At 61.3% G+C, this 14416-nt stretch carries 14 protein-coding genes; 3 read left to right on the forward strand and 11 right to left on the reverse strand.

What is annotated here, in order from left to right; all coding sequences use genetic code 11:
* Positions 1–9: 9 nt before the first annotated feature.
* Genes ACAG21_RS13230 through ACAG21_RS13240 form a run of 3 tightly spaced genes read right to left on the reverse strand, consistent with a single transcriptional unit; the run spans position 10 to position 3297 of the window.
* Entirely contained in the window at positions 10–1509 is a 1500-nt protein-coding gene (locus tag ACAG21_RS13230; RefSeq protein ID WP_012394816.1) for an NAD(P)/FAD-dependent oxidoreductase, read from the reverse strand.
* Positions 1506–2429, reverse strand: a complete 924-nt coding sequence (locus tag ACAG21_RS13235; RefSeq protein WP_370496555.1) for a ferritin-like domain-containing protein — start codon at positions 2427–2429, stop codon at positions 1506–1508. The genes ACAG21_RS13230 and ACAG21_RS13235 overlap by 4 nt, the downstream gene beginning before the upstream one ends.
* A 1-nt stretch (position 2430) precedes the next feature.
* Positions 2431–3297, reverse strand: a complete 867-nt coding sequence (locus tag ACAG21_RS13240) for an SDR family NAD(P)-dependent oxidoreductase (RefSeq protein ID WP_012394818.1) — start codon at positions 3295–3297, stop codon at positions 2431–2433.
* A 198-nt stretch (positions 3298–3495) separates the two neighbouring features.
* On the opposite strand from ACAG21_RS13240, the gene ACAG21_RS13245 reads away from it, so the two are divergent.
* A complete protein-coding gene (locus ACAG21_RS13245; protein WP_041324713.1) occupies positions 3496–4059 on the forward strand; it encodes a TetR/AcrR family transcriptional regulator in 564 nt (187 codons plus the stop codon).
* A gap of 166 nt (positions 4060–4225) precedes the next feature.
* On the opposite strand, the gene ACAG21_RS13250 is transcribed toward ACAG21_RS13245, so the two are convergent.
* Positions 4226–5095: a metal-dependent hydrolase gene (locus ACAG21_RS13250; protein WP_012394820.1), complete on the reverse strand. Its 870-nt coding sequence runs from the start codon at positions 5093–5095 to the stop codon at positions 4226–4228.
* 73 nt (positions 5096–5168) lie between these two features.
* Here ACAG21_RS13250 and ACAG21_RS13255 point away from each other — a divergent pair, with 73 nt between their 5' ends.
* Positions 5169–5858 carry a TetR/AcrR family transcriptional regulator gene (locus tag ACAG21_RS13255; RefSeq protein WP_012394821.1) on the forward strand — a complete coding sequence of 230 codons (690 nt, stop codon included), beginning with the start codon at positions 5169–5171 and terminating at the stop codon, positions 5856–5858.
* Between the two features lie 162 nt (positions 5859–6020).
* On the opposite strand, the gene ACAG21_RS13260 is transcribed toward ACAG21_RS13255, so the two are convergent.
* Complete coding sequence (locus ACAG21_RS13260; RefSeq protein WP_016889187.1) at positions 6021–6398, reverse strand: PaaI family thioesterase; 378 nt, start codon at positions 6396–6398, stop codon at positions 6021–6023.
* Here ACAG21_RS13260 and ACAG21_RS13265 point away from each other — a divergent pair.
* On the forward strand, positions 6366–6650 hold the full coding sequence (locus ACAG21_RS13265; protein WP_012394823.1) for a hypothetical protein: 285 nt from the start codon (positions 6366–6368) through the stop codon (positions 6648–6650). The two genes, ACAG21_RS13260 and ACAG21_RS13265, sit on opposite strands and share 33 nt — an antisense overlap.
* A gap of 335 nt (positions 6651–6985) precedes the next feature.
* Here the strand turns inward: ACAG21_RS13265 and ACAG21_RS13270 are convergent, their stop codons facing one another.
* The 6 genes from ACAG21_RS13270 to ACAG21_RS13295 form a co-directional block, all read right to left on the reverse strand.
* The gene (locus ACAG21_RS13270; protein WP_042789224.1) at positions 6986–8086 is read right to left on the reverse strand and encodes a BtrH N-terminal domain-containing protein; all 1101 of its coding nucleotides are present in this window, start codon (positions 8084–8086) and stop codon (positions 6986–6988) included.
* Positions 8087–8363: 277 nt separating this feature from the next.
* Positions 8364–9470, reverse strand: coding sequence for an NDMA-dependent alcohol dehydrogenase (locus ACAG21_RS13275; protein ID WP_012394825.1), 1107 nt, complete (start codon positions 9468–9470; stop codon positions 8364–8366).
* Positions 9471–9516: 46 nt separating this feature from the next.
* The gene (locus ACAG21_RS13280) at positions 9517–11133 is read right to left on the reverse strand and encodes a fatty acid--CoA ligase (RefSeq protein WP_081283115.1); all 1617 of its coding nucleotides are present in this window, start codon (positions 11131–11133) and stop codon (positions 9517–9519) included.
* A gap of 48 nt (positions 11134–11181) precedes the next feature.
* Positions 11182–11592 (reverse strand): SCP2 sterol-binding domain-containing protein, encoded by a 411-nt coding sequence (locus tag ACAG21_RS13285; RefSeq protein ID WP_016889191.1) that lies wholly within the window; start codon positions 11590–11592, stop codon positions 11182–11184.
* A gap of 261 nt (positions 11593–11853) precedes the next feature.
* Positions 11854–13056 carry an NAD(P)/FAD-dependent oxidoreductase gene (locus tag ACAG21_RS13290; protein WP_012394828.1) on the reverse strand — a complete coding sequence of 401 codons (1203 nt, stop codon included), beginning with the start codon at positions 13054–13056 and terminating at the stop codon, positions 11854–11856.
* A complete protein-coding gene (locus tag ACAG21_RS13295) occupies positions 13053–14393 on the reverse strand; it encodes a cytochrome P450 (RefSeq protein WP_046188902.1) in 1341 nt (446 codons plus the stop codon). Before ACAG21_RS13295 ends, ACAG21_RS13290 begins: the two co-directional genes overlap by 4 nt.
* Positions 14394–14416 lie beyond the last annotated feature (23 nt).

The raw sequence follows: 14416 nt of genomic DNA on the forward strand, positions 1-14416 counted from the left end.
TGCTGCAGTTCAGCGTGTTTGTGTCAACTTCAGGTCAGCATCGTCACGCCGAGTGATATCGTAATCCCGCATATCCAGACGGGACAGTTCCCTGGTGAACTGAGTCGCAAAGCCCGGATACATCGTGCCGTTATAGCCATCCTCTGTTAAATACCAGCTGCTGCAACCCGAGTTCCATGTCGTGCGTCGTAACCGCCGCTGAATATTGGAGTGGTACGCGTTTTGGCTATTCTCTTTCACATCCAGGGTATGGACTCCGTTACCTTGGTCGCGCAAGAGCTCGATCGCTTTTACGATGTAATCGATTGCCGCCTCCATATATAGAAGAGCGGAGTTGTGGCCAGGACCGGAATTAGGCCCGAAAGTGAAGAACAAATTCGGATACCCGGCCACACTCACGCTCTTGTAGGCAAATCTCCCCTCAGACCACGCGTCTTCGAGTTTTCGCCCGTCGCGCCCCAGGATCGGAAATGGCGTACCGCGTTTACACACATCGAAGCCTGTCGCGAATACTATGCAGTCCACCTCATGCTCGATGCCGTCGGCGGTTCGAATTCCGTTCGGAGCCAGTGTGGCGATCGGCCAGCTGACGAGTTTGCAGTTATCGGCCTGGAGAGCAGGGTAATAGTCGTTAGTCATAAGCATGCGTTTGCACCCAGGTCTGAACTGCGGTGTTAGCTGACGTCTCAACCAGGTATCCTTCACCTGCCGACGCAGATTCGCCTTCGCGGCCGCTTGGATGACAGATGTGGCAGCGGTATCCCAAACCATGCCCACGGCCATGACCTCATGCGCCCAAAACCACGCACCTCGTAGGGCCTGTTCGGTTGCCGGCATGCGCTTGAAAGTCGAACGCGCCCAGGCCGGATGCCGGAAATTCACCCTCGGTAGGACCCAGCCGGGCGTCCTCTGAAACACCTTGACCGACGCCGCCAACTGGACCAATTCGGGAACGATCTGCACAGCGCTCGCCCCGGTCCCGATAACCGCCACCCTCTTACCGCTCATGTCATAGGAGTGGTCCCACCGAGCACTGTGAATCTTTTTCCCCTCGTACGACTCGATGCCACGAATATCCGGGAAACTGGCGTCAGCAAGTGGTCCGCTAGCCATCACGACTGAACGGCCCCGATACCGCCTGCCGCCGGTCGTGTCGACAACCCACTCTCCGGCATCCTCGTCGAATTCCAGTGCACTCACGTCCGCACCGAAATGAATGAACCTCCCAAGATCGTATTTCGCGACAATCGCGTCGATATAGGCGAGGATCTCTGCGCTCCCCGAGTATGCGCGAGTCCAGCCTGGGTTCGGCTCGAACGAGTAGGAGTACAGCAATGACGGAATGTCGCAGGCGGCGCCGGGGTAAGTGTTGTCACGCCAGGTGCCCCCGACGCGATGTGATCGCTCCAAGATGACAAAGTCGTTAACGCCCGCTTGAAGCATTCTCATCGCCGTACCGATACCCGCGAAGCCGGCGCCGACGATCAAAGTCGTTACCGTGTCCGTCATTTAGCGACCGGTTCATAGGTCAGTTCATCCGTCCATGAAGGCGGTCGCCCGAGTACTTGCACGGGGAAGATGTCGATCGCATTGCCTAAGCGCTGGGAAACGAAGTGAAGGGGTTGGGACCGCTTGATCGAGGAGGACATGTGGGCCTTCAAGATGTGATATCCAGGCACCCTCCGCGTGTGCTCACTGCGGTCCCCGACATTGCCATATCGCGTCACCGCGTTGTACAGCTTCTCTTCGGATAGCCCCATCGCGTTGAGATTCATCAACATGCGCGTGAGAAGCGGTATATACAGCAACGCGCCAGTGAGAATACGGGGGTCCATCACAGCGCCGACCGTTTGGATTGCATGGATTCGCATGGGACTGGCGCCGAGGTCATTCAGGACTTGAAAACCTACTGCAAGGTGCCGCGATTCGTCGCTGTTGACCTTATTGAATACTTCCCCGCAAATTGGGTCGTCGACCTCATCAAGGAGAAATTTCAGCAGGGCCCCGTCCAGCGCGGTCTCCAGTGCGGGAATCGCGGCGCCGATGACAGTCAGAGGAAGAGCCTCAGTGTACCGATCTAGCCACTCGATCACGAGACGGATGTTCTTATTCGGTACAGGCTTTTCGCCTTCCTCGATCATGCCCCAGCGACGCATCAGAGCAAGTTCGGCGTTGGCGTGACGCTGCTCCTCGGCGTGAAAGTAACGGTAAATGTCTCCGAGCGCTTCGAAGGGCGCCTTCGGGGCCATCGCAGCAAAGGCGCGCGCTCCGACATGCTCAATCCACAGCACGTCGGACATGAATTGCTTGAGTTTGGGACGCTGTTCGTCGGTGATCAACTCCGCACCAGGGGCGCCCCAATCGATATCGGCGAGAGCCCATTGCTTGTTCTTGATCGTCTCGAGCATGTCGCTATATGCGAACGCCATTTCACTGCTCCCTCTGTTCGGCTGGATCGTTCCATGAGGCCACGCGCTCCACCAGCCCCAACGCCCGCGTAAACTGACCGGGTAAAGCTCTTTTCAGTTGCCACAAAATTTTCGCGTCCAGTTGGGGCACTACATAGATTTGTCCGCGATCGTGCGCGTTCAAGGTCGTTCGAGCCACTTGATCCGGCGAAATGCCGGTCCACCTCATCAGGTTGGTCGCGAGTTTCGCCGCCGACTCCTCAATCTGAGGATTTTTGGCGATGTTCGTCTTGACGAAGGTGGGGCAAAGCACTGTGACATTGACGTTAGTACCGCTCAGTTCGGCCGCCAAGGTCTCGGACAGAGCGAGCACTCCGGCCTTACTCACGTTGTATGCCCCCATTCGGGGCGCCGAGCCGAAACTCGCGGCGGACGCCACATTGATCACTCCGCCACGGCCGTTGCTCCGGAGCCGGGGAACGAAAGTCTCGCACCCGTAGATAACACCCCAAAGGTTGACAGAAATCGCAGCGTTCCAGTCCTCGACCGACGTAGCGCCGATGCGATTGCCGCCCGCACCGATTCCGGCGTTGTTGATCACCAGGCTCGCCGCCTTGCCAAACCAGTCTTCACTGGCATCAGCGAGGTTACGGACCTGCTCAAGGTCGGTGACGTCGCATACGACGTCGAAACCCTCGCCGCCGGCCTGCCTCACCAACTCGGCCGACTCTTTCGCAGTGATGGGGTCTTTGTCCGCACACACAACACGTCCACCTCGGCGTGCAAGCTCAACGGCGAACGCGCGGCCGATACCGCTCCCTGCGCCTGTGACTACTGCGTGGGCGCGGTGGGTTCTACCTGGTGAACTACCGAACGGCAAGAACCTCATCTGCTTGCCTTTCGGATCGCGACACTGATTTCCGGTGCGGGAGACCATTGATTTGGGGGCATCAGCCACCATTGGTGTCGCATGCCACCAGTTTGGTCGTGAGCCCGACGTTTTGTCAAGATGTTTGATGTGCGGTCGAGAAACACGCGCTGGGGTGGTCGGACCGGTGCTGAGCGTCGAGCAGAGCGACGGCAGCAATTGATCGAGGCTGCGACCGAGATTTGGAGTGAGAGCGGTTGGGCCGCAGTGACTATGCGCGGCGTGTGCGCCCGGACAGGGCTCAACGATCGATACTTCTACGAGGACTTCAAGACGCGCGAGGATCTTCTCGTCGCAGCGTGGGATGGCGTTCGCAATGACATGCTCGGCGAGGTTTCCGCGCTCTTCGACGAGCGTGTGGATCGGCCGCCGATCGAAACCATCACCGCGGCGATCGCCATCGTGGTCGACCGGATCGCACGCGATCCTGGCCGGGCGCACATCCTCCTCGCTCAGCATGTAGGTAGCTCACCGCTGCAAGATCGCCGCGCTGTGGCGCTGCAGGAGGCAACGCAGTTGGTCGTCGAGGCAAGCCGGCCACATCTCAGAGAAGACGCCGACGAGACGGCCCTTCGTATGGACACTTTGGTTGCGGTGGGGGGGTTCGTCGAAGTCATCACGGCCTGGCACTCCGGTTTGCTCGCGGTGACCGAAAAGGAAGTGGTCGCGCACACGAGCCGACTGGCTGAAACCTTGGCTCAACGCTACGTCGTCAGCGGCTGAGGCTTAACCTTTCCGTGAGTTTCGAGGCCGACTGCACTTGTCTGTATGACTGTCGCCTTGACCCGCCACCGGGCATCCAATCCGTGACGACAGGCGCGCTGTCGATTGTTTGGAGGAACGACGCAGAAACAGTGTCTTTCTGCGTCGCCCTCCTCACGCACTTTTGCTACCCCGGCTGAGCGATGACCTTCTGTGAGCCGTCTTGGTCGAACAGTTCCTTGCTCCATCGCTCCAGGACCGCGGTGCTGTCCCAATCATCAGGGTGGAAGCCGGGGCGGTTGTACGAACGGAATCGCTGCAGCGCATCGGCGGTGAACATCGGGGTGCGACTGAAGCGACGTAGGCTACGCACCAACGTGACCGGGTTATACGAGGCCTTGTCAGAGGCCATCGACAGCGCAGTCTGCAGAATGAGTTCGCCGAACAGAATTGCAGAGGCGATCCGCATGCCCCGTACGCGGGTGCGCTCGGTGCCTCCAATCAGCCGATAGGCGTCGAAGGCGACGGCTTTGTGCTCCGACTCCTCGAACGCATGCCACAGCAGAATCGGTCGAACCTCTGTCTGTCCGATGAGCTTCTGCGCGTCATCGCTGGTGAGAATGATTTCAGCGAGCGTCGCGGTGTAGTGCTCCAATGCAGAGGTCATCGACAGCCGCATTTCTGGCGAAAAGCGCCGCTCCAATCGCTTGATCAGGCGTGCGACGTGGCGGTCGATCCGCGCGGTCGGATAACCCATGGCCTGGAGCCGTTCGTTGAGGAGCCGATGCTGGTGTCGGTGTGTGGCCTCTTGCCCGATGAAACCCTTGACCGCTGTCAGCAATTGGGGATCGTCGATGGAACTCTGGAAATACTTGACCGAGCGGATGAAGAAGTCTTCCCCTTCCGGGAAGGTCGCAGAAAGCACCGAGATGAAATGGCTCATCACCAGGTCGCCATCCACGAAGTGTCGCCGCTTCGTGGAGGTGGGCATGGGGAAACGAACGCGCCGGGGTTTTGGCAATACACGGCTCTTGGTCGAGGCTCGATCTTCCGGCATCTTGACGGGGTCCTTCCTCCGTTGCGTGATCTGACTTTAGGCCTTGTCACATGAGACTGCCAGAATGTAGGGCATGAGTCCAGCACGTGTTTATGGCGGGCTGTCCGCAACTCAACGCGATGCGCAGCGCCGCGCACTGCTGATTGACGCCGCGGTCGCGCTCATGGGCAAGCAGGGAGCCGCCGCGTGCACCGTGACCGCTGTGTGTACGGAGTCAGGAGTGACGAGCCGGTACTTCTACCAGCAGTTTCGCGACAGAGACGCGCTCCTGCGTGCGATGTTCACCAAGATCTCCACCACCTTCCAAGCCGTGATCACCAAGGCGATACCGGATGACACCGTTGCTCCTCAAGAACTCGCTTACGCTCCGATAAAGGCCCTGGTTCAGATGATCGAGAACGATCCCAGCATGGCCCGCATATTGTTTGTCGAATCGGGCGCTGAACCCCTGCTTCGGCAGCTGCGAAGCGAACTGATGTCCGAATTTGCGGAGCTCGTCCTCAGAGAGGCCCGCCTGCATCTCGATATACCCAGCGAGGTGATTCAGGTCGCAGATCTCGCCGCTACCTACGGTGTCGGGGGCCTGTTCGAGATTCTCCGTCGCTGGATAGACGGACAACTAAACCTATCGACCGAAGTGCTTATCGAGCATTGTGCGGGTTTTCTCGGCAGTCTTGGCCTGTATACCCTCGGCCAGAAACCTGACCCGGCCGCTTCGCACATCCAGGTCGATATCAACTCCCCGGCGGGCCACAACAGATGAGACCGGCGGTATTTTCGCCGACACGCTGCGGCGTCACGCTACCGAAGGCTGGTACACCACGATGTGGTCGAGTACGCGTTTGCTTAGCAAACCCCCTGTCGGCCCCGGTTCAATCCTGAGCAGCCTGCGCCGGTTGAAAAATGAGCAGATTTACGGGTTGAGTCATCCTTCCCAGGGTGGTCGCGCAGTGCAGCGTATTGACGACGCCTTCTGTATGGAGCTAGTGAAGTGATCCAGCGTGACGACGACGAATAACCCGGACGCGGACGCGACCAGCTGGCCGGTGGCTTCCTCGCGCAATTCTGTCCGCACTTCGAGTTTCCGGCCGGTTCTGGACACGAGCTCCGCGCTGACCTCGTAGGGAACCCCCAGCAATACCGGCGCGAAGAACTCGGTGTCGAGCTTACGGGTGACGGCCATCTCACCGACGACGTAGAGCAGCATGCCCACCGTGTCGTCAAGAACCGTCATGACTGCGCCGCCATGTGCGATCCCGGGTGCGCCGCGATGTCGGCCGTCGAAGATATGCCTGGCGCCCACCCCGTCGCCACGCCGACGCGCTCGCAGGCGATGACCGTGCGGATTGTCTGTGCCGCAACCAAGGCACCACGGATGGTGCGCATCGAGGTAGTCGCCGTCGGCGGCGATAACACGATTCTGAAAGTTATGCCACCACGCGATGGCCGAATCTTCTTCCGCTTGCTCGTCGATGACGAAATCCTCCTAAATAGGACCACGCAGTGCATGGACCACCATGCGACTGAAGAACTGCGCCGACGTCGGCTGGGCTGATCGCCCGAAGACAGTATGTAAAGGACTCGTTAGCCCGCCGAGATCATCGCTGCGGTACACCTTCCAGTTCCGTCACTATCAGCCATTTGGTCCTGCCCCGCAATACGCCCTCGACGCTGTCGCCGCATAGCTCGCCCGATAATGCTCGGGGTCGTCGTCGGTGCTATAGGGGTCATACCAAATCCTGTCCCCCACAGCGGTGACGGTCAACCTCGCCTTCTGCACAAGGGTCACGAACGTCACCGACCGCGTTCTGGGCGAAGCGCTGAACATCGTCATGCTGCCAATCGAGAAACCAGTAGTCTTCAGGAAACTCGATTGATTTGAAGTGCCACTCACAGATAGCCTTTCAGATGAGCTTCGATGCCGGTATCGACAGTGCCAACGGATCGACTGGCCGTTTCGAGGGCTTCGACGAGGCGCGTTTCGGCGTCCGGGATCGTCGCGGCGACTTTGGCCGCAGCTAGACTACGACTCCGTAGCGATGTGCCGGCATCCGTGGCTGCGGCCGCAAGCGTAGACCACGCTTTGGAAGCATGTCGGGCCGCGGCAGCCGCTTCGGCAGTGGCGGCGTCATCTAGGAGATCGGCGATGTTCTGGCAACCGTCTGCCTGCAGCGTACGAAAGAGCCCGCCGCCGGTACCGGCTTTCTCGATGAACGCCCCGAGCCCGAACAATGCCGCGGTCAGGGCATCGTCATCGAACAGCGTTGGCCAATGCCCTACGTCATCGGCGAAGTCCTGCACACCCTTCAAACCGGAAGATTCGACTTCAGCTGCCTCGATGCGCAGTAGCGGCGCACCTACGGCACCGCCGCGCATGAACGCTGCGCTCGCGGCGAGTGCAGCGGCCGCGATCGGCCCAAGGTCTGGCACTCGCTCTGGCCAGTCGACGTGATATGTGGTGTGCCGGGTAGGTGTGGGAAACCCGACCGAGGACCGCGCCCGGCGTAGGTCGTCGTAGGCCACCGTCTGGGTTGTCTCGCGGTCATTATCGACCACATAGGCGACCCGTTGTTCGTCATCGTATCCGGTGATGACAATGTCGTGACGGCTCATGTGCAATCGGACGCGCAGGTAAGGAAGTTCGCCGATGTCAGCCCAGACCATGACGGGTCGACCTTTGTCGATTTCGTCGGTCACAAATGCCCATCCCACGTCCGGGTCATCGGTCGATCGCACGACGAACTTTGCGCCAACCCGGGAGAGGTAATCCTGTTCCAGGTCGCTTCCTCGTCCTACCAGGTACACCTGGGGGAACAACTGCGTAGAGCGGACGTACGAGAAGTCCAAGACTCCGCCGAGGGTGAAGACCAATCCTTCACTGAGTGCTTCTGTCCCCCATCCGAGTTGGGCCCATTCAGTAAGGTCACGAAGCGCACCGGAACCACAGTGCCCTCCCCTCCTATGGGGATAGGGAACTTGAATCCTCGTCATCGCCGCTTCCTTCCTTGTCAGTAGCACTGTTGAGACTCGTCAAAAGCTACGTTTCATCACGGCTTCCCGGCTGACAGTAGGTGCCAACACCAACACGCGTGACCGCAGCCAACCTCAGCAGCGCATCTCGACAGCCTATGGCGATGGGGCACATTGACTTTCGATCGCTAGTCCTGCATCAACACGTCAACGGTAAGAGCCACAGACGCGCAGCACTCAACCGTTGTACTCAGCTCGCTTGCTCCCGTGGTCGCGCTCCCGCGCTTCGGCTGCTTTATCAGAATCGGATGAGTCCTCGGATGTTGCGGCCCGATCGCATATCCGCGTAGCCTTCGTTGATCTGATCGAGGGTGTACTCACGGGTGATCAGCTCATCCAGCTTGAGGTGTCCGGCGTTGTAGAGCTCGACGAGCCGCGGGATGTCGTGGGCGGCGTTCGAAGAACCGTACAGAGCGCCGCGGATCTGCTTTTCATACAGCGTCAATTCCAGCAGTGAACCCGACATCGAGGTGTCTTCGGGGTGCCCGATCGCGGTAACGACCACACGGCCGCGTTTACCGACCAAGGACAGCGCCTCGCCGATGTAGGACCCTTCGGCGACATCGGTGGTCAAGACGCAGACATCGGCGAGTTTGCCGCGGGTGATGTCACTGATCAGTGACCAGGCCTCGTCGATCGTGGCAACGGCATGCGTCGCACCGAAACCGCCGGCTTGTTCACGCTTGAACGCCACCGGATCGACAGCCACGATGTTCAACGCGCCCGCGATGCGGGCACCCTGAATCGCATTCATGCCGATGCCACCGGCTCCGATCACCGCCACGGTATCCCCGGCACGCACCTCACCGGTGCGCACCGCCGACCCGTACCCGGTCGTCACACCACACCCGATCAACGCCGCCTTGTCCAGCGGTGTCCCCTGGTCGATTTTGACCAGAGACGCCTTGGGGACCACGGTGTATTCCGAGAACGTGCCCAGCAGGCACATCTGGCCGACGTCCTCACCCCTGGCATGGAAACGGTAAGTGCCGTCGATCTGGGGTCCCATCATGAGCGCGGCACCCAAGTCGCACATGTTCCCCATCCCCCGCGCGCAATAGGAACAGTGCCCGCACGACGGCAGGAACGTCAGGATCACCGAATCGCCCTCGGCGACGTTCTCGACACCCGCACCCACTTCGACCACGGTGCCGGCACCCTCGTGGCCACCGACGACGGGCAGCGGAATGGGCAGGTCGCCGGTCACGAGGTGTTCGTCGGAATGGCACAACCCGGTCGCGGTCAGCTGGACGAGCACTTCATCGGGGCCGGGAGGATCCAACTCGATGTCCTCGACTTCCCACTTTTCTCCTAGGCCCCACAGCACTGCAGCACGTGTCTTCATGTGTGTCTCCTTAACGTCAGTGTTTCGGTCGCAGTGGATTGATGATTCACGCCAGCGTCTCGATGATGAGGTCACCGTCGGCGAACTGGCGGCGCAGCTTCTTCTTGTCGAACTTGCCAGTGGAAGTCAGCGGAATGTCGGTGACGAACGCCCACCGTTCCGGTAGCCACCACTTGGCCACCCGCGCACGCAGAAATTCGGTCAGCTCCGCCGCGGTGGCGGTGCGGGCGGCAGCCAGGACGACCACCGCCAGCGGCCGTTCCTGCCACTTGTCGTCGGGCACTCCAATCACCGTGGCGGTGCGCACCGCAGGGTGAGCGGCCAACTCGTTCTCCAATTCCACCGAGGAGATCCATTCGCCCCCGGACTTGATGACATCCTTGGAGCGGTCGGTCAGCGCGATGAGCGCGTCCGCGCTGATCGTCCCGACGTCCCCGGTACGCAACCACCCGTCCGGCGACGCCGCCGGACTGTCATTCTCGTAATACGACTGAGTGATCCACGGGCCGCGGACTTGAATCTCCCCCACCGATTTTCCGTCCCACGGTTGTTCTGCACCGCTGTCATCGACGATGCGGGCCTGCACACCGGCCACCACCCGGCCTTGGGTTGCGCGCAGGTGAAGCGACCTCTCCGGGGTATCAGAACTCCGCGGCAGAGCGACCGAGGCCAGCGGGGAAGTCTCAGTCATCCCCCAAGCCTGCACAATGCGGATGCCCAGCTCGTCATAGGCGGTCATCAACGACCGCGGAACCGCCGAACCACCGCAGGCCACCATCTTCAGCGAACTCACGTCATGGCCAGGATTGTCGCGCAAGTAATGCAGAACATCGGTCCAGATTGTCGGCACCGCCCCCGCCATCGTCGGCCGCACCGCCTCGATCATCTCCACCAAAGGCCCCGCCTGCAGGAAACGGTCAGGCAGCAGAAGCTGCGCGCCGGCCATCATCGCCGCATACGGCAACCCCCACGCGTTGGCGTGGAACATCGGAACGATCGCCAACACCGTGTCGTCATGACCGATGCCCAAGGCATTCGAGGTGCACGCCGCCTGAGAGTGCAACCACGTCGAACGATGGCTGTAGACAACACCTTTCGGGTGCCCGGTGGTACCGCTCGTATAGCACATCGCTGCAGCCGACCGCTCATCGACATCGGGCCACTCGAACGTACTCGACTGGGCGGCCACCACATCGTCGTACCGTAGGACGTCCTTTCCGCACCCCTCGACCGCGGCAAGATCGCCGGTTCCGGTCACTAGCACCGTGCGCACCGAGGTCATCGACGGCAACGCCGCCGCCAAAAGGGCAAGCACCGTACTGTCGACGATGATCACCCGATCCTCGGCATGATTGGCGATCCACGTCAGCTGTTCCGGCGGCAGCCGCAGGTTCAACGTATGCAGCACCGCGCCCATCGACGGCACCGCCGCGTAACAGTCCAGATGCTCCTGGTTGCTCCATTGCAGCGTCGCGACACGCTCATCTCCACGGATGCCGATCTGGCGCAAAGCATTTGCCAACCGTGCCGCACGCTCACCCACCTCGCGATAGGACACCCCAGAGATCTGCCGGGGTCCGCGCGCAGTCAGCACCTCGCGATCGCCATGGACTGCCGAAGCATGGGCCACGATCGCGGGCACAGTCAACGCAACGTCCTGCATCGTGCTCCTCATCGCACACCCGCCCTACAGCCCGCGGTGAGGCGAGGGTCACGCATCGATGAGGTCCTGCCGATTCTGGCTCTCCAGCATCAACCGGTACTCGGGGAACAGGTTCTTGGCCTGCGGGATCAACTTGATCAACTTCGGCACCGGACCTTTCGCACGTACCGTTCCCTTGGCCATCGCCATCGTCAAGTTCACCTTCCCCAACCAGAACTTGTTCCCCGTGTCTGCCGACATGAACAACTCCACGTTGGGCACCGCGGTACTGGCCGCTCCGGTCTCCACCACCTTGTTCGGCATGTCCACCGTCACAACCGCATCCGGATCTGTGTAATGCACCCGCAACACCACACCCGAATTCGCGAGCTTGTCCGCCAGACCCTCCTTCTCCAAACCCCGCCGAAAGATCCCGCCCAGGAAGGCATAGACCTCGTCCTCGTCCCTAAATACCGCCACCGTCAACCTCAACTAACCTCATTGTCAGAACAGAACAGAACAGAACAGGCACCGACTTCTGACGCTGCTCCTCCGGAAAGAATCGTCATGCTCGTTGGGAAACCCCACTAGGTCCTGATGCGCTGCGCCAAGGCGACCGCCGGGCAGCCGCTAGCGTTCCTTTGCCAGCGGGGCTGGATGGCAATTGTCACTGAAGTACCTCTCCAAGACACGCGTCGCATCCGCCGTCGTCGTTCCCACCGCCTACGCACCGCCGGCACCTCAGTCCGAGCCGGCGAGCACCAGTTCGGCCCGTTCGACGGCGACTTGCTGCGTGATGACCCGCTTGCTGAACATGAAGTCGCGGGGACGGTTGATGCAGTCGGCGGCAAGAAGCTCGCCGGCACGGAGGTAGAAGCAGGTGAAGTCGCGCTCCCGGGTCGGGTCGCCGCTGAGGACGACCTCGTCGTACCCGGTGTTGAGACCGGCGATCTGGAGCTTGAGGTCGTATTGATCTGACCAGAACCATGGAAGGGCCGCTATCTTCTTGGACTTCCCACAGACGGTCGCGGCGGCGACCTTGGCCTGCTCGGCCGCGCTCGGCACGGACTCCAGGCGGATGCGACGGCCGTAACGGGCCATGTCGTGGCTGGCGCAGTCCCCGGCGGCCACGATGTCGGGGTCGCTAGTCCGGGCCTGATCGTCGATCACGACGCCGTTGTCGACGACCAGGCCCGCGGTGGCGGCGAGCTCGGTGTTCGGCTCCACGCCGATGCCGACAATGACGAGGTCGGCGGGAATTGATTCGCCACCGGCCAGGATTACTTCGCGGACCCTGCCGTCGCCGGACAGAGCCTCGACCAGCGTGCCCGTCCGGATGTTGACGCCCTCCTCCCGGTGGATCCGGTCGAAGAACTCCGATACCTCCGGGGCGGTGACCCGTTCAAGGACGCGCCCGGTCGCCTCGAGCAGGGTGACCTCCAGACCCAGTGCACGCAACGAGGCGGCTGTCTCCAGTCCGATGTAGCCGCCGCCGACGATCACCGCCCGACGCCCGGGGCCGGCGGCCTCTCGGATCATCTCGCCGTCCGCGGCGGTGCGTAGGTAGAAGACTCCGGCCAGGTCCGCTCCCGGGGTGGGGAGCCGACGAGGCCGGGCGCCAGTGCACAGCGCGAGCTTGTCGTAGGGCAGTGCGTCGCCGGTACTCAGCACGACATGACCAGCCGAGCGGTCGACCGCCGCCACCGTCGCATCCAGGAGTCGGATCCGCTGCTTGGCGTAGAAATCCGAGTTGCGGATCGCGAGTTCGGCCAGTTCGCATTTGTCGGCCAGGTACGACTTGGACAGCGGGGGCCGCTGGTAGGGCAACGCCGACTCATCGCCGACGAGGACGATTTCGCCGTCCCACCCTTCTCGGCGAAGACTGGCGGCGAGCTGGGTGCCCGCGTGGCTGGCCCCCGCGATGACCGCTCGCTGCACGGTCATGCGCCACCTTTCGGGGTGAGGCGGACCATCAGCTTACTGATCCCCCTCACGAAGTTGGACTGCACGTACTCGGGCTCACCGACGACCTCGATGTTCTCGAACCGCGGAAGCAGCTCCTCCCACAGGATCCGCAACTGCATCTCGGCCAGCCGGTTACCCATACAGCGGTGCACGCCGAAACCGAAGGAGATGTGGTTACGGGCGTTGGCCCGATCGATAATCAGGTCATCGGGCCGATCGAACACGCGCTCGTCGCGGTTGCCCGAGGCGTACCACATCAGGACCTTGTCGCCCTTGCGGATGAACTGCCCGTTGAGCACAGTGTCGGCCTTGGCGATCCGGCGCATATGCGCGAGCGGGGTTTGCCACCGGATGATCTCCGAGACCATGTTGGGGATCAGCTCGGGGTTCGCCTTCAGCTTCTCAAACTGGTCAGGGAACTCGTTCAGCGCCAGAACACCACCGCTCATGGAATTGCGGGTCGTATCGTTGCCACCCACGATCAGCAATACCAAGTTGCCCAAGAACTCCATCGGGCGATCGATCAGGTCCTTGGTGCTCTCGTCGCTCTGCAACATGGTGATCAGATCGAAGCCGGGCAGCTCTCCGGCAGCTGTCCGGGCTGCCTTGTCCCGCCAGTGAGCGCTGAGACCTCTAGCCATATCGACCATGCCGCGAAATATCTCGTCGTTGTCCGAGGGCCCACCGTTGGCTTGCTCCATGGAGGTGGCGAGATCGGACCATTGGACGAGCTTGCGCCGCTGCTCGAACGGGAAGTCCAGCAGCGTGGCCAGCATGCGCGCGGTTAGCTCGATCGAGACGTGCTGCACCCAGTTGAACGGTTCGCCAAGCGGCAGAGCGTCGAGCACGTCTACCACCCGCTCGCGGATGAGGCCCTCCATCTCACGCAGGTTCTTCGGTGCGACCACACCCTGGACAGCCTGCCGTTGCCGGTCGTGTTTTGGGGGGTCCATCGCGATGAACATCGCAATGTCGAGGAAGCGCGGCGGGCTCCCGATGACGATGAACGGCTCGGAGGAGAAGACCTCGTGGTTCTTGTCGACGGCCACGATGTCGGCATGCCGCGTCACCGACCAGAACGGGCCGAACGCGCTGTGGGCCTGATAGTGCACGGGAGCCTCGTTGCGTAGGCGCTCGTAATAGGACTTCCAGCGACCCTGACGATAGAGGAAAGGATTGCTAAGGTCGATGTCGGTCAGTTCAACCTCGTCAGCCGGCGGGATCGGTCGCTCGATGAAGATTTTTTCACCGTTGGTGCCGGTGACCCAGCGCCGCGTTCTGTCGTAGAGGTGGGCGCCCTGGATTATTCGGTCCATCGGAATTGTTGCCTGAGCCTTGG

This window comes from Mycobacterium sp. pR1184 (assembly GCF_041287235.1).
Lineage (GTDB): Bacteria > Actinomycetota > Actinomycetes > Mycobacteriales > Mycobacteriaceae > Mycobacterium.

Bases quoted from the DNA above. Each gene is read 5' to 3' on its own strand.
- ACAG21_RS13265 (WP_012394823.1), top strand. From the start codon at position 6,366: ATGTCGGCCGTCGAAGATATGCCTGGCGCCCACCCCGTCGCCACGCCG.
- ACAG21_RS13250 (WP_012394820.1), bottom strand. From the start codon at position 5,095: ATGCCGGAAGATCGAGCCTCGACCAAGAGCCGTGTATTGCCAAAACCC.
- ACAG21_RS13295 (WP_046188902.1), bottom strand. From the start codon at position 14,393: ATGGACCGAATAATCCAGGGCGCCCACCTCTACGACAGAACGCGGCGC.
- ACAG21_RS13255 (WP_012394821.1), top strand. From the start codon at position 5,169: ATGAGTCCAGCACGTGTTTATGGCGGGCTGTCCGCAACTCAACGCGAT.
- ACAG21_RS13270 (WP_042789224.1), bottom strand. From the start codon at position 8,086: ATGACGAGGATTCAAGTTCCCTATCCCCATAGGAGGGGAGGGCACTGT.
- ACAG21_RS13275 (WP_012394825.1), bottom strand. From the start codon at position 9,470: ATGAAGACACGTGCTGCAGTGCTGTGGGGCCTAGGAGAAAAGTGGGAA.
- ACAG21_RS13230 (WP_012394816.1), bottom strand. From the start codon at position 1,509: ATGACGGACACGGTAACGACTTTGATCGTCGGCGCCGGCTTCGCGGGT.
- ACAG21_RS13235 (WP_370496555.1), bottom strand. From the start codon at position 2,429: ATGGCGTTCGCATATAGCGACATGCTCGAGACGATCAAGAACAAGCAA.
- ACAG21_RS13290 (WP_012394828.1), bottom strand. From the start codon at position 13,056: ATGACCGTGCAGCGAGCGGTCATCGCGGGGGCCAGCCACGCGGGCACC.
- ACAG21_RS13240 (WP_012394818.1), bottom strand. From the start codon at position 3,297: ATGAGGTTCTTGCCGTTCGGTAGTTCACCAGGTAGAACCCACCGCGCC.
- ACAG21_RS13280 (WP_081283115.1), bottom strand. From the start codon at position 11,133: ATGCAGGACGTTGCGTTGACTGTGCCCGCGATCGTGGCCCATGCTTCG.